This window comes from Pseudomonas sp. MF06569, assembly GCF_059862735.1.
Genome location: NZ_JCBCUZ010000004.1, coordinates 49,038 through 70,300, shown reverse-complemented (window position 1 = coordinate 70,300; position 21,263 = coordinate 49,038). Strand labels below are relative to the sequence as shown.

Annotated in this window: 19 protein-coding genes; 17 read left to right on the top strand and 2 right to left on the bottom strand. The window is 60.7% G+C overall.

Annotated features, from left to right (window positions below; all coding sequences use genetic code 11):
* Nucleotides 1–33: 33 nt before the first annotated feature.
* Nucleotides 34–3,381 (top strand): mechanosensitive channel MscK, encoded by a 3,348-nt coding sequence (gene mscK, locus AC19YQ_RS05895; RefSeq protein ID WP_500594773.1) that lies wholly within the window; start codon nucleotides 34–36, stop codon nucleotides 3,379–3,381.
* Nucleotides 3,382–3,515: 134 nt separating this feature from the next.
* On the top strand, nucleotides 3,516–4,979 hold the full coding sequence (gene selO / locus AC19YQ_RS05890) for a protein adenylyltransferase SelO (RefSeq protein WP_500594772.1): 1,464 nt from the start codon (nucleotides 3,516–3,518) through the stop codon (nucleotides 4,977–4,979).
* 9 nt (nucleotides 4,980–4,988) lie between these two features.
* Here the strand turns inward: selO and AC19YQ_RS05885 are convergent, their stop codons facing one another.
* The gene (locus AC19YQ_RS05885; protein WP_133076707.1) at nucleotides 4,989–5,390 is read right to left on the bottom strand and encodes a helix-turn-helix domain-containing protein; all 402 of its coding nucleotides are present in this window, start codon (nucleotides 5,388–5,390) and stop codon (nucleotides 4,989–4,991) included.
* 348 nt (nucleotides 5,391–5,738) lie between these two features.
* Between AC19YQ_RS05885 and AC19YQ_RS05880 the strand changes: the two genes are divergently transcribed.
* Entirely contained in the window at nucleotides 5,739–7,535 is a 1,797-nt protein-coding gene (locus AC19YQ_RS05880) for an SLC13 family permease (RefSeq protein ID WP_500594771.1), read from the top strand.
* A gap of 52 nt (nucleotides 7,536–7,587) precedes the next feature.
* Complete coding sequence (gene trxC / locus AC19YQ_RS05875) at nucleotides 7,588–8,028, top strand: thioredoxin TrxC (RefSeq protein WP_133076710.1); 441 nt, start codon at nucleotides 7,588–7,590, stop codon at nucleotides 8,026–8,028.
* Here trxC and AC19YQ_RS05870 read toward each other — a convergent pair.
* Nucleotides 8,025–8,798: a ParA family protein gene (locus AC19YQ_RS05870; RefSeq protein WP_133076711.1), complete on the bottom strand. Its 774-nt coding sequence runs from the start codon at nucleotides 8,796–8,798 to the stop codon at nucleotides 8,025–8,027. The genes trxC and AC19YQ_RS05870 overlap by 4 nt on opposite strands.
* A 304-nt stretch (nucleotides 8,799–9,102) precedes the next feature.
* Here AC19YQ_RS05870 and AC19YQ_RS05865 point away from each other — a divergent pair, with 304 nt between their 5' ends.
* The 13 genes from AC19YQ_RS05865 to AC19YQ_RS05805 all read left to right on the top strand — a co-directional run bounded on the left by AC19YQ_RS05865 (nucleotide 9,103) and on the right by AC19YQ_RS05805 (nucleotide 21,261).
* Entirely contained in the window at nucleotides 9,103–9,822 is a 720-nt protein-coding gene (locus tag AC19YQ_RS05865) for a beta-ketoacyl synthase chain length factor (protein ID WP_500594770.1), read from the top strand.
* Complete coding sequence (locus AC19YQ_RS05860) at nucleotides 9,798–10,610, top strand: lysophospholipid acyltransferase family protein (protein WP_500594769.1); 813 nt, start codon at nucleotides 9,798–9,800, stop codon at nucleotides 10,608–10,610. The genes AC19YQ_RS05865 and AC19YQ_RS05860 overlap by 25 nt, the downstream gene beginning before the upstream one ends.
* On the top strand, nucleotides 10,585–10,845 hold the full coding sequence (locus tag AC19YQ_RS05855; protein WP_133076714.1) for a phosphopantetheine-binding protein: 261 nt from the start codon (nucleotides 10,585–10,587) through the stop codon (nucleotides 10,843–10,845). Before AC19YQ_RS05860 ends, AC19YQ_RS05855 begins: the two co-directional genes overlap by 26 nt.
* 9 nt (nucleotides 10,846–10,854) lie before the next feature.
* A complete protein-coding gene (locus AC19YQ_RS05850; RefSeq protein ID WP_133076715.1) occupies nucleotides 10,855–11,109 on the top strand; it encodes an acyl carrier protein in 255 nt (84 codons plus the stop codon).
* Nucleotides 11,106–11,651: a COG4648 family protein gene (locus AC19YQ_RS05845; RefSeq protein ID WP_339474874.1), complete on the top strand. Its 546-nt coding sequence runs from the start codon at nucleotides 11,106–11,108 to the stop codon at nucleotides 11,649–11,651. Before AC19YQ_RS05850 ends, AC19YQ_RS05845 begins: the two co-directional genes overlap by 4 nt.
* Nucleotides 11,648–13,318: an ApeI family dehydratase gene (locus AC19YQ_RS05840; protein WP_500594768.1), complete on the top strand. Its 1,671-nt coding sequence runs from the start codon at nucleotides 11,648–11,650 to the stop codon at nucleotides 13,316–13,318. Before AC19YQ_RS05845 ends, AC19YQ_RS05840 begins: the two co-directional genes overlap by 4 nt.
* 188 nt (nucleotides 13,319–13,506) lie before the next feature.
* Nucleotides 13,507–14,241, top strand: coding sequence for a glycosyltransferase family 2 protein (locus AC19YQ_RS05835; protein WP_219262171.1), 735 nt, complete (start codon nucleotides 13,507–13,509; stop codon nucleotides 14,239–14,241).
* Entirely contained in the window at nucleotides 14,238–15,176 is a 939-nt protein-coding gene (locus AC19YQ_RS05830) for a lysophospholipid acyltransferase family protein (RefSeq protein ID WP_500594767.1), read from the top strand. Before AC19YQ_RS05835 ends, AC19YQ_RS05830 begins: the two co-directional genes overlap by 4 nt.
* Nucleotides 15,157–16,701: an HAL/PAL/TAL family ammonia-lyase gene (locus tag AC19YQ_RS05825; RefSeq protein WP_500594766.1), complete on the top strand. Its 1,545-nt coding sequence runs from the start codon at nucleotides 15,157–15,159 to the stop codon at nucleotides 16,699–16,701. Before AC19YQ_RS05830 ends, AC19YQ_RS05825 begins: the two co-directional genes overlap by 20 nt.
* Nucleotides 16,694–17,119 (top strand): acyl-CoA thioesterase, encoded by a 426-nt coding sequence (locus AC19YQ_RS05820; protein ID WP_133076721.1) that lies wholly within the window; start codon nucleotides 16,694–16,696, stop codon nucleotides 17,117–17,119. Before AC19YQ_RS05825 ends, AC19YQ_RS05820 begins: the two co-directional genes overlap by 8 nt.
* Complete coding sequence (locus tag AC19YQ_RS05815) at nucleotides 17,116–17,799, top strand: outer membrane lipoprotein carrier protein LolA (protein WP_500594765.1); 684 nt, start codon at nucleotides 17,116–17,118, stop codon at nucleotides 17,797–17,799. The genes AC19YQ_RS05820 and AC19YQ_RS05815 overlap by 4 nt, the downstream gene beginning before the upstream one ends.
* Complete coding sequence (locus AC19YQ_RS05810; RefSeq protein ID WP_500594764.1) at nucleotides 17,789–20,101, top strand: MMPL family transporter; 2,313 nt, start codon at nucleotides 17,789–17,791, stop codon at nucleotides 20,099–20,101. The genes AC19YQ_RS05815 and AC19YQ_RS05810 overlap by 11 nt, the downstream gene beginning before the upstream one ends.
* Nucleotides 20,098–21,261: a sodium:proton antiporter gene (locus tag AC19YQ_RS05805; protein WP_500594763.1), complete on the top strand. Its 1,164-nt coding sequence runs from the start codon at nucleotides 20,098–20,100 to the stop codon at nucleotides 21,259–21,261. The genes AC19YQ_RS05810 and AC19YQ_RS05805 overlap by 4 nt, the downstream gene beginning before the upstream one ends.
* Nucleotides 21,262–21,263: the final 2 nt, after the last annotated feature.

The following is a 21,263-nucleotide window of genomic DNA, read 5'->3' as shown; positions in this document are numbered from 1 at the left end:
TCCAACTTTCTGACCTTTGTCTGACCGGTATCTATGCCAACTCTGCGCACGTTCATCGCAACAGTCCTGCTCGGTCTGAGCCTTTGTGTCGGCACGCTACACGCGGCCGAACCGCCTACCTCCGAATCGGTGCAGCAAAGCCTGGACAAAATTGCCGATCGCAAGCTGCCAGATGCAGACCAGAAAGCCCTGCAGGCAGTGCTCCAGCAAACCCTCACCCTGCTGGACAACAAAGCCAATTACGAACAGCGCCTGAACGACGTCAAACAACAGCTCAGCAATGCGCCGCGCCAGACCAGCGAAAACCAGCGTGAACTGGCCCGCCTCAAGGCCAGCAAAGCCCTGCCGGTGGCCCAGCGCTACAGTGATTTGGCCGTGCCGCAGCTGGAGCAAATGCTGGCTGAACGCACGACCCAGCAGGGCGAGCTGCAAAAAGCCCTGGCCATTGCCAACAGCCAGAGCATTGCCGCACAAACCCGCCCGGAAAGGGCTCAGGCCGAAATCAGCACCAGCCAGACGCGTATTCAGCAGATCAACAACATCCTGAAAACCGGGCGTGACAATGGCAAATTGCTCACCCCGGATCAGCGCAACCAGCTCAACGCCGAAGTGGCCTCGCTCACCGCACTGATCGCCCTGCGCCGCCAGGAGCTGGCCGGTAACAGCCTGCTGCAAGACCTGAGCGGCAGCCAGCATGACTTGCTGCTGGAAAAAACCACGCGTCAGGATCAGGAAATCCAGGAGCTGCAAACCCTGATCAACCAGAAGCGTCTGGCGCAGTCACAGCAGACCGTGACCGAACAATCCATCGAGGCGCAAAAGTCCGGCAGCAGCAGCCTGCTGGCGACCGAAAGCGCGATCAACCTCAAGCTTTCCGACTACCTGCTACGCAGCACCGACCGTCTCAATGAAGTCACCCAGCAGAACCTCGAAACCAAGCAGCAACTGGACAACGTCACCCAGAGCGATCAGGCGCTGGACGAGCAGATCAACGTGCTCAAGGGCAGTTTGCTGCTGTCCAAGATTCTCTATAAGCAGAAACAGGCCCTGCCGCGCCTGCAGAAAATGGACAAGAACCTGGCAGACGAAATCGCCGATATTCGTCTGTATCAGTTTGAAATCAACCAGCAACGGGAGCTGATCAGCAACCCGACGTCCTACGTCGACAACCTGCTGTCGACCCAGCCTGCCGATCAAGTCACGCCTCAACTGCGCAAGACCCTGCTCGAACTGGTCAACACCCGCAGTGACTTGCTGGACCGCCTGAATCGCGAGTTGAGCTCCCTGCTCAACGAATCGATCACGCTGCAACTGAACCAGAAGCAACTGCTCAGCACCGCCCAGAGCCTGCGTGCCACGCTGGACGAGCAAATGTTCTGGATTCCCAGCAACAAGCCCCTGGATCTGGAGTGGCTGGAAACTGCCCCGCGCCAGCTGGAACAGCAAGTCACCACCCTGCCGTGGGGCTCCAGCGTCAGTGAGCTGGCAGAAGGCCTGGTGCAGAGACCGCTGTTGTTCCTGCCGTTCTTGCTGGTGGTGGCGGCCTTGCTGTGGAAGCGCAGTTACCTCTACAGCAAATTGAACAAAATCCATCAGGACATTGGTCACTTCAAGCGCGACAGCCAATGGCATACGCCACTGGCCATTCTGATCAATATCCTGCTGGCGATGCCTATTTCGCTGGCTCTGGCGCTGTGCGGCTATGCCCTGCAAACCGATGCCCGTGGCATGAACGCCAATACGGGCGCGGCCCTGATCCAGATGGCCGAAGCCTGGCTGGTGTTCTACACCGCTTACCGGATTCTGGCGCCAGGTGGCGTGGCCGAATTGCATTTCCGCTGGGAAAAACCGCTGGTCGCGTTCCTGCAAAACTGGATTCGCAAGCTGGGCTTTGTCGTCCTGGCCCTGGTGGCCGTGGTCGCCTTTGCCGAGCAACAACCCGCTGCACTGGCCGATGACGTACTGGGCATCCTTGTGGTGTTGAGTTGTTATGCCGCCATGGCCTGGTTGCTGTGCCGCCTGCTGCTCAACGACTTCGAGACAGCGACAAAAGCCTATCGCCTGCGCAAATTGCTCGGTTTTGCCTTTGCGCTGTTGCCGCTGGCATTGTTCGTTGCCGTCTGTTTTGGCTACTACTACACCGCGCTCAAACTCAGCGACCGACTGATCAACACCCTCTACCTGCTGATGCTCTGGCTGGTGGTCGAAGCGGCCTTCGTGCGCGGCCTGGCGGTGGCGGCACGGCGCCTGGCCTACCAACGCGCACTGGCCAAACGCCAGGCGGCCAAGGAAGCCGGCGAAGGCAACGACATCATCATTGAAGAACCGACCCTGGACATCGAACAGGTCAACCAACAATCGCTGCGCCTGATTCGCCTGGCCCTGCTGGCGGGCTTTATCGGCATTTTGTACTGGGTCTGGGCCGACCTGATCTCGGTCTTCTCCTACCTCGACAACATCACCCTGTACGAGTACACCAGCGGCACCGGCGCCAACATGAGCATGGTGCCCATCAGCATTGGCGACGTGATCGGTGCACTGGTCATCATCGGCATCAGTATTGCCCTGGCGCGCAACCTGCCCGGGCTGCTGGAAGTGCTGGTGCTGTCTCGCCTCGATCTGGGCCAGGGCAGCGCCTACGCCACCACCACCTTGCTGACTTACGTGATCATCGGCGTAGGCTTCGTGTCCACCCTGTCGACCCTGGGTGTGAGCTGGGACAAGTTGCAATGGCTGGTCGCCGCGCTGTCGGTGGGCCTGGGCTTTGGCATGCAGGAGATTTTCGCCAACTTCATCTCCGGGATCATGATTCTGTTCGAGCGCCCGGTGCGGATTGGCGACACCATCACCATCGGCAACCTGTCGGGCACTGTGAGCAAGATCCGCATCCGTGCGACCACCATCACCGACTTCGACCGCAAAGACATCATCGTCCCGAACAAGACCTTTATCACCGGGCAACTGATCAACTGGTCCCTGACCGACACCATCACCCGCGTCACCCTCAAACTGGGTGTGGACTACGGTTCGGATCTGGACCTGGTAAAAAGCCTGCTGCTCAAGGCTGCACAAGAGAACCCCCGTGTACTCAAAGACCCTGAGCCGCACGTGTACTTCCTCAACTTCGGCGCCAGCACCCTGGACCACGAACTGCGCATGCACGTCCGTGACCTGGGCGACCGTAACCCGGTGATCGACGAGGTAAACCGCTTTATCAACCGCGAGTTCAAGAATCACCACATCAACATCTCGTTCCAACAGATGGAGGTGTACCTCAAGAACTTGCAGGGTCAGGAATACAAGTTGGTGCCCGTAGGGCCGGAAGTTCCGCCCGAGCCGACACCACCCCCGCAAAAGCCGCAGTTGGGCAAGCTCGACTGACTCAAGGCTGATGCAACCTCTGTGGGAGCTGATTTGCCTGCGATGCAGGCGAATCGGTTTAACTGGCCAAGCCCGTTGATACCATCGCGAGCAAGCCCGCTCCCACCCTTGAACATGCTTACTGGAGACGGTCATTGAAAGCCCTCGACGAACTGACTTTTGATAACCGTTTCGCTCGACTGGGTGACGCGTTTTCAACTCACGTGCTGCCCGAGCCCATCGACGCACCGCGCGTGGTGGTTGCCAGCGATGCCGCCATGGCGCTGCTTGACCTCGACCCGGCCGTGGCCCAGGACCCGGTGTTCGCCCAGCTGTTTGGCGGTCACACCCTGTGGGCCGACGCCGAACCCCGCGCCATGGTCTACTCCGGTCATCAGTTCGGCTCGTATAACCCGCAACTGGGTGACGGCCGCGGGCTGCTGCTGGGCGAGGTCTATAACGAGGCGGGCGAGCATTGGGACTTGCACCTCAAGGGTGCCGGCATGACGCCCTACTCGCGCATGGGCGATGGTCGCGCCGTGCTGCGCTCATCGATCCGCGAGTTTCTCGCCAGCGAGGCGCTGCACGCGCTGGGCATTCCCAGCAGCCGCGCCCTGTGCGTGATCGGCTCCGACACCCCGGTGTGGCGTGAAACCCAGGAGCGCGCGGCCATGGTCCTGCGCCTGGCGCCCAGCCATGTGCGCTTCGGGCATTTCGAATACTTCTACTACACCAAGCGCCCCGAGCAGCAAAAGCAGTTGGGCGAGCATGTACTGGCCCTGCACTTTGCCGAGTGCCTGGAGCAACCCGAGCCCTATCTGGCGATGTTCCGCGAGATCGTCGAGCGTAACGCCGAGCTGATTGCCAAGTGGCAGGCCTACGGTTTTTGTCACGGCGTGATGAACACCGACAACATGTCGATTCTGGGCATCACCTTCGACTTTGGACCGTTCGCCTTCCTCGACGACTTCGACGCCAATTTCGTCTGCAACCACTCAGACCACGAAGGGCGTTACTCCTTCAGCAATCAGGTGCCTATCGGCCAGTGGAACCTCAGCGCACTGGCCCAGGCCCTAACGCCGTTCATCAGCGTTGAAGCCCTGCGCGAAACCCTGGGGCTGTACTTGCCGCTGTATCAAGCGCACTACACCGACCTGATGCGCCGCCGACTGGGCCTGACCACCGCCGAAGACGGTGATCAACAATTGATCGAAACCCTGTTGCAACGGATGCAAGGCAGCAGCATCGACTACACCCTGTTCTTCCGCCGCCTGGGTGACTTGCCAGCAGAGCAGGCCGTGTCCCGCCTGCGTGACGAGTTTGTCGACCTCAAGGGTTTTGATGAATGGGCAGCGCAGTACGTTGCACGGGTCGCCCGTGAAGGCGTGAGTGATGAAAGCGCACGCCGTGAGCGCATGCACCGGGTCAACCCGCTGTACATCCTGCGCAACTATCTGGCGCAAAAAGCCATCGATGCCGCCCAAGCCGGGGATTACAGCGAAGTGCAGCGCCTGCACAACGTACTGACCCGACCTTTCACCGAGCAACCGGGCATGGAAACCTATGCCGAGCGCCCGCCTGAATGGGGCAAGCACCTGGAAATCAGTTGCTCGTCGTAATGCAAAGCCTCAGATAAACATATCCACAGGCACGTTGAAGTAGTCCGCCAGCCAGCGTATCTGCCGAACGTTGAGCTGGCGCTTGCCGCTGAGAATTTCGGACACCACCGATTGGGTACCCACGCCCGGCAAGTCGCTTTGAGTCAGCCCGTGCTCCTGCATCACCGAGCGCAACACATCGACGCCACTGACCTTGGGCATCGGCCGATGCTCGAGGTCGTAGGCTTCAACCCAGTCACCGATGATGTCCACCAGGCTCATCAAGGGGTGACTCTCATCGTCGCCAATCAAGTCGGTCAACCCGTCGAGGGCTGCGACCAACTCATCGTAATCTGCTTCGGTTTTCGGTTTGCGCAATAAAGGCGCCACGAACTTCCAGTGCTCTGCCGCCTGTGCGATCAATGCGTTCATTGTTCTTTCGCTTCCCAAATACGCTTGGCTGTTATCACTCGCATGCAACGTCCCTATCGCATCTTGCTATGGAGGTTAAGTCAGGGATCACTCAATCGCAATATGCGATAACCTGCCCCTGACCAATGGTGCTGTCGCTGTCTCGCTTCAAAGCCTGGATAAGGGCTGCGCAGCCGGCTCAGGACTGTATGAGCAAATACGTCGCCTCGTCCTGCCATAACAAAATCGCATATCAACCTGCCTAAACAGTCTTAGACGAACTAACCCGCCCTGATTATGGTGACGCCCGCGCGGCGGCTCTGGCCTGCCCGATACCTCATACGAGATTCGTTGCATTAAGGAAGACCCATGTCCTGGGACTCGCTCCCCCTGCTGTTTGTTGCCGCTCTGCTGGTGTGGTTGTTGGTGTCGTTTGTGCGCGAGAAGTGGAGCGCCGATGTCGTAGCCGCCATTGGTGTTGCCGCCCTGCTGGTCACGCAGATTCTGACGCCCCACGAAGTGTTGAGTGTGCTCAGCAACTCGGCTCCTGCCACGATTGCCTGCATGTTTGTGCTCTCGGCCGCCCTGGAGCGTACCGGCTGCATTGATGCCCTGGGCAACTGGCTGGGCAACCTGGTAGGCGACAAACCGCTGCGGGTGCTCGGCGGACTGATGATTACCGCGCTGGTCATTTCGGCGTTCCTGAACAACACCCCTGTGGTGGCCATTTTGACGCCGGTGGCGATTGCCCTCGCCAAGCGCTCCCACAGTTCGCCGTCCAAGCTGCTGATCCCGCTGTCTTACGCCACGGTACTGGGCGGGATGCTGACGATGATCGGCACCTCGACCAATATTCTGGTGGACGGGGTTGCACGCAAAGCCGGGCTCGCACCCTTCGGCATGTTCGAAATCACTCAGGCCGGGCTGATGTTTGCCGCCGTGGGTTTTGTGTACCTGATGATTTTCAGCAACCGCCTGCTACCTGATCGCGACAGCCTGTCCAAGCAATTGCGCCCGGACCTGACTCGCACCTTCATGAGCGAACTGCTGGTGCCCCACCATTCGCCCGTGATCGGCAAAACCCTGACTGAAGCCAATCTCAATGGTGGCAGCGGCCTGCAAGTCCTGAAGATTTTCCGTGACGAGCAAGAGCTTTCCACGCCAGAGCCCACCACCCAGTTGCGCAGCGGCGATCGCCTGGTGCTGCACGGGCAGGTACAGAACGTGGTCGAGCTGCGCGAAAGCGGCGTGCTGGCCTTCAACCGTGGTGATGCGTTCGAAACCATCAGCAACCACGACGTGATCCTGGCCGAAGCCATCGTGGGCCGTAACTCGCGCTACAGCCACCGCCCCATGCGCGACCTCGACTTGACGGCGCGTTACGGCATTGCAGTGCTCGCGGTGCATCGCCAGGACGAAAACATTCAAGGCAACCTCGACGATCTGCACCTGCAATTTGGCGATGTGATCCTAGTTGAGGGCACGCCCAGCCAGATCCGTCGTTTCGCCGAAAATGGCGACTTGATCAGCCTCAATACCGTCCTGGAGCGCGCTTATCGCCGCGACAAAGCACCGATTGCGATTATTTCGACGCTGGCGGTGATGATTCTTGCGGCGCTGGAAGTCATGCCCATCGAAGGGCTGGCACTCATCGCCGCAGTGACGGTAGTCGCCACACGCTGCCTGGATGTGCAGGACGCTTACAAGGCGGTGGACTGGAAAATCCTGAGCCTGATTTTCGGCATGCTGGCCATCAGCATTGCGATGGAAAAAGTCGGCCTGATCAATTTGGTGGTCAACCAGACCATGGCCGCCATCCCCAATGCCGGACCGCTGTTGATGCTGGGGTTTGTCTATTTACTGACCAGCCTGCTCACCGAGATCCTCTCCAACAATGCCGTGGCGGTATTGCTGACGCCGATCGCAATTGGTGTAGCGCAACAGATGGGTGTGGACCCCAGACCTTTCGTGGTGGCCGTGATGTTCGCTGCAAGCGCCAGCTTCGCAACGCCGATTGGCTACCAGACCAACACCTTTGTGTATAACGCAGGCGGGTACAAATTCAGCGACTTTTTGCGCATCGGCATCCCGCTGAATGTACTGATGCTGATAGTGGCAATGCTGGTGATTCCCTGGATCTGGCCGCTGACGCCAGTGGCGGGTTGAGCAATCATCTGCTGAACTGCACGCTCATGAGCCCCCTTGTAGAGAACGACCGATGACCGAACCGCTGCTGATTCCCTGCCCACACTGCAACGGCCTTAACCGTATTCCCGCAGAGCGCATCGGCGAGCACCCCAAATGCGGGCGCTGCAAGAATGCGGTACTGCTCGCCAAGCCCTTCGATCTTAAACAAACCGACTACCCCAGCCAGATCAAGGGCGACCTGCCGCTGCTGGTGGATGTGTGGGCCGAATGGTGCGGACCGTGCAAAGCCTTTGCCCCGGTATTTGAACAAGCCGCCAGCCAACTGATCGGCAAATGCCGACTGGCCAAACTTGACAGTGAATCCAATCAACAACTGGCCGGACAATTGGGGATACGCTCCATCCCTAGCCTCATCCTGTTTAAAAATGGCCGCGAAGTCGCTCGCCAGAGCGGTGCGCTGCCGTTGCAGCAACTGACCGCCTGGCTGCGCAGCCAGGGCATCAGTGCCTAAGCGTTCTGATCCAGATAATCGTGCAACTCTACAAACTGTTGAGTGAGTTTGTGCCGCGGGTCGAAGTGGATCAAAGGCTGACAGGCCTGATGCGACTCGCGCATCCGCACGGAGCTGCTCAGGTACATCGGCAGCACCGGTAGCCCTTCAGCGATCAGCTCATCGAGCATTTGCTGGGGCAGGCTGGCCCGGGCCTGGAACTGATTGACCACAATGCCTTCGACCAGCAGGTCTTCGTTGTGGTCTTCTTTCAGTTCTTCGATTTCAGCCAGCAGCCCGTAAAGCGCCTGACGCGAAAAACTGTCGCAATCAAATGGAATCAGCACCCGATCACACGCGATCAACGCCGAAACGGCGTAAAAGTTCAATGCGGGAGGTGTGTCGACATAGATGCGGTCATAGTCTTCGGACAATTCTTCAAGCAGTTTTCGCAGCTTGTTGATCTTGTGCTTGGCTTCAAGCTTTGGCTGCAAATCAGCCAGTTCGCCCGTGGCGGTGACAACGTGCAAATTTTCAAAGGGTGTTTCGTAAATATCGACACGATTTTTTTTCGAACCGATCCCGGCTGACAAACTGTGCTTGAAGAAGTCGGCAATCCCCATCGGGATATCGTCGCCCGTGAGTCCGGTCAGGTATTGAGTGGAGTTGGCCTGGGCGTCCAGATCCACCAGCAACGTCCTGTAGCCCTCGCTGGCACTGACCGCAGCCAGATTGCACGCGATGCTGGATTTACCCACACCGCCTTTTTGGTTGAACACCACGCGACGCATTTCAAAACCTCCGTGTACCAATGTGTCCCCGAGTGTAGATTGCCTTTGTGCGGCTTAGCTACCTCGCAGAGAAATGCCTTACATCTATTAGAGATTTAACCGCAATAGTCGTCGAACATATCCGCCATATGGGAAGCATTAGTCTTATATTTTTCAGATCACGCAAAAACCATACTTGAAATGTAAGCAATATTTGCTACAAGCCAACTGCACCGGGATAATGTCGCCATTCTGTATCAGGTGTGGCATCGACTGATGCCCACTTTCGCATCAAGGAAGCCTGCAAGGGCGGGATGAAACTCCAGTGATCAATTTCAATATCGCCGCGTGGCGCGCCTGGGCTCCGGGCCTCGACAGCGTGGCCGATTGGCAAGCCTGGAGCCAGCAACCCAGCGTACTCGCCGCCAGCAACGCAGCACCTGATGTCTCGTTTCTACCCGCCATGCAACGCCGTCGCCTCAGCCGCCTGGCACGGATGGCATTCAGCGTCGGCTGGCCACTGGCACAAGGCCACGAGGCACTGCCACTGGTCTTCGCCTCACGCCACGGCGAAACCCCGCGCACATTCGACATCCTCAGCGACCTCGCTGCCAGCCAGCCCCTGTCCCCGACACAATTCAGCCTCTCGGTGCACAACGCGGTCATTGGCCTGTGGTCGATCATGCGGGGCGAAACCAGCGAGATGACGGCCATTGCCGCTGCCGGAGATGGCCTGGAGCATGGCCTGATCGAGGCCTGCGCGCTGTTGAATGAAGGCGCGCCCGCCGTACTGCTGATCATCACCGAAGAGCAACCGCCGCACGCCTACGCCCAATGGATTGATGATGTGCCCTTTCCTTACGCCGTCGGCCTGCTGCTGACCCCCGGGACGCAATGGCAGGTCTCCCTCGCAAGCACGACCACCGGCATCGAAAAAGCCCCGTGGCCCCATAGCCTGAACCTGTTGCGCCACCTGTTCGATGGACAGGCGTCATTCCAGCACGCCTGGAAAGACCGCGTATGGAACTGGCAATACAGCCTGTGAGCGAGCACCGCGATGCTTATGTCTGGCGCCTGATCGCCACGGCGATCAGCTTTACACTGTTCGGTCTCGGATGCCTGTGCCTGCGGGTCATGATTTTCCCGGTGCTCGGTTGCCTGCCCGGAAACGCCGTTCGTCACCGCGAACGTGCCCGTGCAACCGTCAGCCGGCTGTTCTGGCTGTTTATCCGCACGATGGCCCGCATGGGCGTGCTGACCTATGACGTACAAGGTGCCGCACGGCTCGGGCGACCCGGGCAGATGATCATTGCCAACCACCCGTCGCTTATCGACGTGGTTTTTTTGATCGGCCTGGTAAGAAACGCCAATTGCGTGGTCAAAGAGAGCCTTTGGCAAAACCCGTTTACCCGCAGCCCCGTGCGCGCCACGCAGTACATCAGCAACGATGGCAGCGTCGACATGCTCGATAACGCCGCGCGAGCACTGCAGGAAGGCCAGACCCTGATCATTTTCCCGGAGGGCACCCGCACGCAGCCGGGCACGGCACCTGCCTTTCATCGCGGCGCCGCCGCGATAGCACTGCGGGGTGCGAAAATCCTCACCCCGGTGGTGATCAAGGTCAGCCCCACCACGCTGACCAAGGCTGAACCTTGGTACCGCATCCCCTATCGGCGCGTGCACTTCAGTATTCGTGTCGGTGCCGATATAGATCCAGACACCTTTACCGCGCTTGGCCCGCCGCCTAAAGCCTCGCGCCTGCTCAATGACTTCGTGCATGACTACTTTATTAAGGAGCTCGCCACAGATGAGCGATCTGAAACGCGACATTAAACAGCTGATCATCGATGCCCTGGGCCTCGAAGACATCAGCGTCAGCGACATTGGTGACGAACAAACCCTGTTTGGCGATGGCCTGGGGCTGGATTCGGTCGACGCACTTGAGCTGGGCCTGGCGATTCAAAAAACCTACGGCATCAAAATAGACGCCGATGCCAAAGACACTCGCAATCACTTTTCCAACGTGGCCAGCCTTGCGGCTTTTGTCACGGCCAAACAGGCAGCCTGAGACCGAACCATGCAAACCCGTGACGACATTTTCAATACCCTGCGCGACGCCCTGGTCGAACTCTTCGAACTGGAGCCCGAGCGCGTCACCCTGGACGCCAACCTGTATCAGGACCTGGAAATCGACAGCATCGACGCCGTTGACCTGATCGACCACATCAAGCGCAAAACCGGTAAAAGAATCGCCGCTGAAGAATTCAAATCGGTGCGAACCGTCAATGACGTGGTCGAGGCAGTTTATCGCCTGGTTCACGCTGACGCATGAGTCGACTGATTGGCCTTGGGCTGTTGCTGGCGGGCCTGCTGTACCCCTTTGCGGTGTATTTCGGCATGGCCCATTTCGCCCCATGGCAGTTTGCGTTACTGCTTGGCGGCCTGTGGCTGGCCCGTGCCCTGACCGGAGAACGGCGCCCCGGCAGCCTGTGGATGGCGGTCGTTGCACTGGTGTTCTGCGGCCTGCTGGCGCTGTTCAACAGCCCGGCACTGTTGCGCTGGTACCCGGTCCTGATCAGTACGTTCATGCTCTGCCTGTTCGGTCTGAGCCTGAAGTTCGGGCCACCGATGATCGAGCGCCTGGCCCGGTTGCGCGAGCCGGTATTACCCGACATCGCAATTGTTTACACACGGCAGGTGACCAAGGTCTGGTGCCTGTTTTTCATGCTCAACGGGTTAGTCGCAGCCAGTTTGACGCTGTGGGCGCCGCTGAGTTGGTGGACGTTGTACAACGGCCTTATCGCCTACGGGCTGATGGGGCTGCTGTTTGCCATTGAATGGCTGATACGACAAAAGGTAAGAGGCCGGGCATGAATTGGATAAAACTTGAGCAGCTATTGCTCAAGGGACACGCAGAGCGCCGCGTTACGGTTGACCCTGCGCTGAACCACGACACCCTCTGTGAACAGGCCTTGCGCCTGGCGGGCGGCCTGCAACAGCGAGGCGTGCAGCACATTGCCGTGCACCTTGAGGACGCTGGTGAACTGGCAGTGGCTTTACTCGGTGCGTGGCGCGCCGGCGTCAGCGTGCTGCTGCCTGCCGACCTGCAAGCCCAAACCCGTCAGCGCTGGGATGACCGGGTTGACCTGTGGATAACTCAAAGCGACCAACTGCAAGCCTTGTATGCCGATGCATTGCCTGCAGCAGAACTGGATCTGGACAAGTGCCAGCTCAGCCTGTGCACTTCGGGCTCAAGCGGCGAACCCAAGCGCATCGACAAAAACCTGCGCCAGATGGCCAACGAAGTCCAGGCGCTGGAACAGCTGTGGGGCGCCGATCTGGGTGATGCGTGCATCATTGCCAGCGTGGCTGCACAGCATATTTACGGTCTGCTGTTTCGCGTGTTGTGGCCCCTGTGCGCAGGCCGCACCTTTGTCCGCAAACAACTGGCGTTCCCTGAAGACATGCAGCGCGCCAGCCGCGAGCATTCATCATTCGCATGGGTCGCCAGCCCTGCCCTGCTCAAGCGCATGGCCGACAACCTGGACTGGCCCGCCCTGAGCCCGGTACGCCGGGTTTTCTCGTCGGGCGGCGCCTTGCCTGCAGAGGCGGCGCAAGGGTTGTTCGAGCGTCTGGGCCAGTGGCCGACCGAAATCCTTGGCAGCTCGGAAACCGGTGGGATCGCGTGGCGTCAGGGCCCAAACCTGTGGCAGCCATTTGCCGATGTGCAACTGAGCCAGAGCGAAGATGGCGCCCTGATAATCGCCTCGGCGTACTTGCCCGCAGGTCATATCGAACAGACTGCCGACGCGGCTCGCATCGAGGCTGATGGTCGTTTCGAGTTGCTCGGGCGCCTGGATCGCATCGTCAAACTGGAAGAAAAACGCATCTCCCTGCCCATGCTCGAGCACGCGCTGGTCAACCACGACTGGGTGGCTGAAGCCCGCCTGGGCGTGGTCAACGAAAACCGTGCGTCCCTGGGCGCCTTGCTGGTACTCAGCCCCAGCGGTCTGTTTGCCTTGCGTGAACACGGTCGCCGCGCCCTGACCCAAACCCTGCGCCAGCACTTGAGCCAGCACTGCGAAGCCTTGGCCTTGCCCCGTCGCTGGCGCGTGTTGCGCCAGATGCCACTCAACAGCCAGGGCAAGCTGCCCCAGGCCCAGGTCGATACGTTATTGCTGGCACCCCGGCCTAAAATGCCCGAGGTGCTGAGCCAAGCCGAACATGACGGCCAGTGGACCCTCAACCTGTCGATCCCGCCAGACCTGGCCTACTTCAGTGGTCACTTCCCCAAAACCCCGGTACTGCCGGGCGTGGTGCAAGTGGATTGGGCAATGGCACTGGGTCAGCAACTGCTCGACCTGCCGCCGCGTTTTGCCGGGATGGAAGTGCTCAAGTTCCAGCAACTGGTACGCCCCGGCGACGCCATCGAACTGACCCTGCGTTTCGACCGTGAGCGCAGCAAGCTGCACTTCGCCTACCGCAACGCGACGGCGCCCTGTTCCAGTGGCCGCATCGTGCTGGAGCCCGCCTGTGAATAAGTTATCTGACGCTGCAACTCGCCCCGTAGCAGCTGCCGAAGGCTGCGTCCGGTTGCGAAGCAATCGTAAACCGGCTTGCACGATTTTCCTGACAAGCCAAGGCGCCAGACTTTACGGCGGCTACGCCACCGGACGCAGCCTTCGGCAGCTGCTACAAAGAGTCCGCATTGGCCTGGAGATAGCCGCCCATGCATAACCCCTGCGCCGTGATTCCGGTGTACAACCACGAAACCGCCGTACCGGCCGTGGTCGACGCCCTGCTCGCCGCCGGCTTGCCCTGCGTGCTGGTTGACGACGCCAGCAGCCCCGCGTGCAGTGCCGTTCTCGAACAGCTTGCCCAGGGCGAGAACACTTTCCTCATCCGCCTGGCCATCAATCAGGGCAAGGGTGGCGCGGTCATGGCGGGGCTGCGGGAAGCCGCCAGGCTGGGCTTCACCCACGCCCTGCAAGTAGACGCCGACGGCCAGCACGACCTGCGCGACGTCGCGACCTTTATGCAGGTGTCGCAGCAAAACCCCCAGGCGCTGATCTGCGGTTATCCGCAATACGACGACAGCGTGCCCAAGGGCCGACTGTATGCGCGCTACCTGACCCACGTGTGGGTGTGGATCAACAGCCTGTCGCTGCAGATTCCCGACTCCATGTGCGGTTTTCGGGTCTACCCGCTGACGCCGACGCTGGCGCTGATCAATTCGGTCAAACTGGGCAAACGCATGGACTTCGATCCCGAGATCCTGGTGCGCCTGGCGTGGCGCAACCAGCCCATGCGCTGGCTGCCGACCAAGGTCCATTACCCCCAGGACGGCCTCTCGCACTTTCGCCTGTTCCATGACAACGCGCTGATTTCCGGTATGCACACCAAACTGTTTTTCGGCATGTTGATCCGTTTGCCGAGCATCCTCTGGGGGCGTTTCAAAGCATGAGCGAACCTCAACAGCATTGGGCTGACCACAAGGAGCGCGGCAGTTTCCGGCTGATGAAGCTCACTGCGTTCGGCGTCAAACTGCTGGGCCGACGCCTGCTCAGCCCGGTGCTCTACGCCATTGTGCTGTACTTCTTTGTCTTCGGTGGCCGTGCCCGGCGCAGCATCTGGCAGTACCAGCAGCGGTTGGCCGACTGGAGCGGGAAAAGCGATTTGCGCCCCACCCGCAGACGGGTGTTCGGGCAGTTCATGGCCTTTGCCGATGCCCTGCTCGACAAGCTCGACGTGTGGAACGGGCGCCTCAAGATCGAAGACATCGACATCATCGACCCCGCCCTGCTGCGCAATCAGTTACGCGGCGAACGCGGCCAGATGCTGGTGGGCGCACACCTGGGCAACCTCGAAGTGTGTCGCGCACTGGCCGAGCTGGGCGAACAGGTGACCATGAACGTGCTGGTGCACACCAAACACGCCGAACACTTCAACCGCCTGCTGGGCGAAGCCGGGGCCAGCCATTTACGGCTGATTCAGGTCAGTGAGCTCAACCCGGCAGTGATGCTGCAACTCAATCAGCGCCTGGAAGACGGCGAATGGCTGGCGATTGCCGGTGACCGGGTGCCGCTGCATGGCGGGCGCAATGTCGAGGTCGACTTTCTCGGCCACCCGGCCGCATTCCCCCAAGGCCCGTGGCTGTTGGCCGGGCTGCTCAAATGCCCGGTCAACCTGATGTTTTGCCTCAAGAACGAAGGACGCTACCGGGTCATCCTCGAACCCTTCACTGACGCCGTACTCTGGCGGCGCAGCGAACGCGAGCAGGTGATCGCCCAGTGGGCCACGCGCTACGCCGAACGCCTGGGGCACTACTGCCTCGAAGCGCCCCAACAATGGTTCAATTTTTACCCTTTCTGGAAGACCGATGACGACGCATCCGCATGAGCCAGTAACCTTCGGCCAAACCCCGTTGCGCATTGAAGACGTGCTGGCCCTGGCCAATCGTCAGGCGCCGACCCGTCTGCAAGACGACGCCGACTATCGCGAGCGCATCGCCAAAGGCGCACGCTTTCTCGACTCGCTACTGGACAAGGAAGGCGTCATCTACGGCGTGACCACCGGCTACGGTGATTCGTGCGTGGTGGCGGTGCCGCTGGAGCATGTTGAAGCGCTGCCGCGCCACCTCTACACCTTTCACGGCTGCGGGCTGGGCAAACTGCTCGACGCCCAGGCCACCCGCGCCGTGCTCGCCGCACGCCTGCAGTCGCTGTGCCACGGCGTGTCCGGAGTGCGCATCGAGTTGCTGGAACGTTTGCAGGCTTTTATTGCCCACGACATCCTGCCGCTGATTCCCGAAGAGGGCTCGGTGGGCGCCAGCGGCGATCTGACGCCGTTGTCCTATGTGGCGGCCACGTTGTCGGGCGAACGCGAAGTATTGTTCAAGGGTGAGCGCCGCCTCGCAGCCGACGTGCATCAGGAACTGGGCTGGACACCGCTGGTACTGCGGCCCAAGGAAGCGCTGGCGCTGATGAACGGCACCGCCGTGATGACTGGCCTCGCGTGCCTGGCCTATGCCCGCGCCGACTACCTGCTCAAACTGGCCACGCGCATCACCGCCCTCAACGTGGTGGCGCTGCAAGGCAACCCCGAGCACTTCGACGAGCGCCTGTTCGCCGCCAAACCCCATCCGGGGCAAATGCAGGTGGCGGCCTGGATTCGCCAGGACCTGGCCATCGACGCCCCGACCGCGCCCTTGCATCGCCTGCAAGACCGCTACTCGCTGCGCTGCGCGCCCCACGTGCTGGGGGTGCTGGCTGACAGCCTGAACTGGCTGCGCGGGTTTATCGAAATTGAACTCAACAGCGCCAACGACAACCCGATCATCGACGCTGAAGAAGAGCGCGTGCTGCACGGCGGGCACTTCTACGGCGGTCATATCGCCTTTGCGATGGACAGCCTCAAGACCCTGGTCGCCAACGTCGCCGACCTGCTGGACCGCCAGCTCGCGCTGCTGGTGGACGTGCGTTACAACCACGGCCTGCCGAGCAACCTGTCGGGCGCAACCGCCGAGCGGGCGATGCTCAACCACGGTTTTAAAGCGGTGCAGATCGGCACCAGCGCCTGGACCGCCGAAGCCTTGAAAAACACCATGCCGGCCAGCGTGTTCTCGCGCTCCACCGAGTGCCACAACCAGGACAAAGTGAGCATGGGCACCATCGCTGCCCGCGATGCGATCCGCGTGCTTGAACTGACCGAACAGGTCGCTGCTGCCACTTTGCTGGCGGCTAATCAGGGCGTGTGGTTGCGCAGCCGCGCCGAAGACGCCCGCCCGCTGCCACCCGCACTGGCGCACATGCACGCCGAGTTGGCGAAGGACTTCCCGCCGGTGGTCGAAGACCGCGCCCTGGAAGCCGAACTGCGCTTGTGCCTGAGCCGTATTGCCCAACAACACTGGAGGCTGCATGCGTAGCAAAGGCGTTTTGCACGTTGATACCGAAGTGTTGGTGCCGTTTTTCGACATCGACACCCTGCACGTGGTGTGGCACGGCCACTACGTCAAATACCTCGAAGTGGCGCGCTGTGCGTTACTCGACCATATCGGCCACAACTACACGCACATGCTCGATGCGGGCTATGCGTGGCCGGTGATCGACATGCAATTGCGCTATGTCCGCGGGGCCACGTTTGGGCAGCGCATCAACGTGCGCGCCAACCTGGTGGAGTGGGAGAACCGCCTGAAGGTCAATTACCTGATTACCGACCTGGCCACAGGCGAGCGGCTGACCCGGGCCGTTACGGTGCAAGTGGCGGTCGAGATCGCCAGCAAGGAGATGCAACTGGTGTCGCCCAAGTGCTTCACCGACGCGGTTGCGAGGATGCTGCCATGAGCGCGATCATCTGTGGGAGCGGGCTTGCTCGCGATTGCATCACCGCGGTGTGGCAGACGCTGCGCAGCGCCTGCATCGCGAGCAAGCCCGCTCCCACATTGGTGTGCGTGCTGTTGCTCGGATTCACTCCTCTGGCCCACGCCTTCGACCTGCAACAACTCAGCGAACAACTGGCCAAACCCCAGGTGATCCACGGTGATTTCATCCAGGAAAAACACCTGCGCGCCCTGCCCAAGCCGCTGACCAGCACCGGTACCTTTGTGCTGGCCAAGGATCACGGCCTGCTTTGGCAATTGAAAACCCCGCTGCAACAGGATTACCGCATCACGTCCCAAGGCATCGCCCGGCGCGACGGCACGCGCTGGCAAATGCTGCCCGGCAAAAGCGCCGGCGCCGAGCAAAACCGCTTGTTCCTCGCCGTGCTGCAAGGCGACAGCAGTGGCCTGCAACGGGACTTCGACCTGCAACTGCAAGGCGAACCCGCCCACTGGACGCTGACCCTGACCCCACGCTCACTGCTACTAAAGCAAGTGTTCAAGCAGATCAACATCGGCGGCGGCGAACTGGTGCAACGCATCGAACTGCAAGAAACCCAAGGCGACAGCACGCTGCTGACCCTGCTCAACAGCGTCAGCAACCAACCCTTGAGTGACACGGAGCAGCACGATTTTGCGCAGTGAACGCTGGTTGCCCCGTGGCTTCATGATCCTGCTGGTGGCGGTGCTTGCACTCGCCGGCTGGCAATGGCGCCACGGCGCACCGCTGTCGGCCAACCTGATGGAACTGGTGCCAGGGGATTCACCGGATGCGCTGGAGCTGAGCGCAGAACAACGCATGCAGGAACCCCTGAACCGCGAAATGCTGGTGCTGGTGGGCAGTAGCGATCGCCAGCAAGCCATCGCCTCGGCTGAGCAATTGGGCCAGCAGTGGCAAGCCAGCGGCCTGTTTGAAAAGGTGCAATGGAGCCTGCAGGCCGACCTCCCGGCGCTGCGTGATCAACTGCTGCGCGGCCGATTGGCAATGCTGTCTGCAGCCGACCGCACGCAACTGATCGAACACCCCGACGCCTTTATCCAGCAACGGGTACAAGCCCTGTTCGATCCCTTCACCGGGTTCAGCCTGGTGCCGAGCCAGGACGACTGGCTGGGCCTCACCGGGCGTATCCAGAACAGCCAGCCGCAGCGCGGTGCAGTGCAACTCGATATAGGCAGCGCAGCGCTGGTCGCCGAGGCCGACGGCAAACACTGGGTGCTGCTGCGCGCCCGTACCCAAGGCAATGCGTTTGACATGAAACTGCCGCTGCGGGTTGCCGAGCTGCTTGAGCACAGCCGTCAGCAGGTCGCACCCCACGATGTGCAACTGCTCGCTGCCAGTGGCCTGCTCTACGCGGCCAGCGGGCAACAGCAAGCCACCCGCGAAATCACCTGGGTCGGCGGTGGAGCCACCGTCGGAATTCTGCTGTTGTTACTGCTCGCGTTCCGGCGCTGGCGGGTGCTGCTGGCGTTTGTGCCCGTGCTGGTCGGCATGCTGTTTGGCGCCGTGGCCTGCGTCGCGTTCTTTGGCAGCATGCACGTGATGACGCTGGTACTGGGCTCCAGCCTGATCGGGGTGGCGGTGGATTACCCGCTGCATTACCTGTCCAAAAGCTGGAGCCTGAAACCCTGGCGCAGCTGGCCCGCCTTGCGCCTGACATTGCCCGGTTTAAGCCTGAGCCTGGCGACCAGTTGCATTGGTTATCTGGCACTGGCCTTCACCCCGTTCCCGGCGCTGACCCAAATCGCCATCTTCTCCGCCGCAGGCCTGGTCGGTGCTTACTTGAGCGCCGTATGCCTGCTGCCCGCGCTGCTCAAAGGCGTGGAACTGCGCCCAGCGCAATGGCCCCTGCGTATTGCGCAATCGCTGCTCGACATGCGCGAAGCCTTGCTCAAACGCATCCCCACGCCAGCCTTGCTGGTTTTACTGCTGGGGTTTTGCGCGGCCGGTTTGTGGCAACTGACCACCAAGAACGACATTCGCCAATGGGTCGGCGCCCCGCCGCAATTGATGGCCGAGGCACAGGCCATTGCCCGGATTACCGGCTACCAGCCCACCAGCCAGTTTTTCCTGGTGCGGGCCGACAACGAGCAGCAATTGCTTGAGCGCCAAACCGCCCTTGGAGAGCGTCTCGATCAGTTGGTGCACATGGGCAAGTTGCAGGGCTACCTGGCGCTGAACCAATTGGTCAGCCTGCCCGACGAGCAACAGCAATTGCGCAGTGCGCTGTCTCAGCTGGCGCAACATTGGCAGCCGCTGCTGGAGCTGGGCGTACCTGAAACCGCTCTGCAGGCCGAGGTTGCGCAATTGCAGGCCTTGCCCGAGCAACATATCGATGACGCGTTGAGCGGCCCGCTTGCCGAACCCTGGCGCGCACTCTGGCTAGGCAAGAACGCCGAAGGCGTTGCAGCCATGGTCAGCCTGCAAGGGTTGAGCAGTGCCAGTTTGCTGCGGGTGCAAGCGCAAGACCTGCCGGGCGTACAACTGGTCGACCGCCTGGGCGACTTGAATAACGTATTCGCCGCAACGCAAATCAGCGCCGCCGAATTGAAGCTGCTGTCCTGTGCCTTGATCGTATTGCTGCTGATTGCTCCGTTCGGTTTTGGCGGTGCACTGCGCATCGTCGCACTGCCGCTGCTGGCCGCGCTGTGCAGCCTGGCAAGCCTGGGCTGGCTGGGTCAGCCGTTGACGCTGTTCAGCCTCTTCGGCCTGCTGCTGGTGACGGCGATCAGCGTCGATTACGCGATTCTGATGCGCGAGCAAATCGGCGGCGCCGCCGTCAGCCTGCTCGGCACCTTGCTGGCGGCATTGACCACATGGCTGTCGTTCGGCCTGCTGGCCGTGTCGAGCACACCTGCCGTCAGCAACTTCGGCTTGTCGGTCAGCCTGGGGCTGGCGTTCAGTTTTATCCTGGCGCCCTGGGCGGGCAGACAGGAGCACAGCCAATGATGCCAGCCCTGTTCTGGCTGCTGGCCCTGGCCCTGTTTGCCTTGGCCACCCGCGTGGGCCGTCATTTTGGCGTGATCCCGATTGTCAGCCAGTTATTGCTGGCGTCCATCGTCCTGCCGCTGTTGATGCTGTTCTGGATCGAGCCGCACTGGCAGCTTGGCGGCGCCCAACTGGTCGCACCGGTCTGGCTCAAAAGCCTGTACAGCCTGAGTTTTGCCCTGTTGCTGGGCACCATTTTGAGCGACGTGATTGATCTGCGCCTTGATCGCCAGAGTTTAAAGATTGCCCTGCCCAGCTTTGCCGTGCCCTTCGCCTGCGGGCTGGCCTGCGCCGTCTGGCTGCTGCCTGAACAACCCTGGTTGAGTTCACTGGCGGTGGGCCTGGTGTTTGCCATCACCGCGATCCCGGTGTTGTACCTGTACTTGCGCCACATCGATTACCCGCCCGCCGCCACTCGGCGCCTGGTGCAAAGCGCGATCCTGATCGACCTCACATGCTGGACCCTGTTTGGCCTGGCCCAGGGCAGCCTGGACCTGATCAGTTTGCTGCTGCCCCTGGCCGGTGCCCTGCTGCCGCTGCTGTTGCGCGCCCTGCGCATCCGTCAGCCGTTGTGTTACAGCCTGAGCTTTTTTGCCTTGCTGGTGGTGGCCGAACATTACCGCCTCAATGCCCTTATTTTCGGCGTCGGCTATTTGATCTGCATGGCGTGGCTCAAGGTGAAGCTGGTCATGCCGTTAAACGCTGTATGGCTGGAACGCTTGCAGACCACGTTGGCGATCCCGCTGATCCTCACGTTCGGCATTGTGCAAATCAATGTTCACAGCGCCCTGAGCGACATCAGCCTGCTGCAACTGACCGCACTATTGCTGCTGCCGATGGTCAGTAAGCTGCTGGGTAACTGGCTCGGGGTGAGCTGGGCCACGCCGTCGTTTGCCGGGGCCAGCAAATGGCGTGAAAGCCTGTTACTGAACATTCGCGGATTGAGCGAAATCGTCTTCCTCAACCTGCTGCTGCAACAACAACTCATCAGCCCCGCGCTGTACTTTGCGCTGATGTTGATGAGCCTGATCGCTACGCTGTTACCGGCGTTGGCGGGCATGAGTAAACCCCCTTTGAAGTCTGCCGTAGTACCCGGCAAGGAGCGCCTGTGTCAGGAATAGAA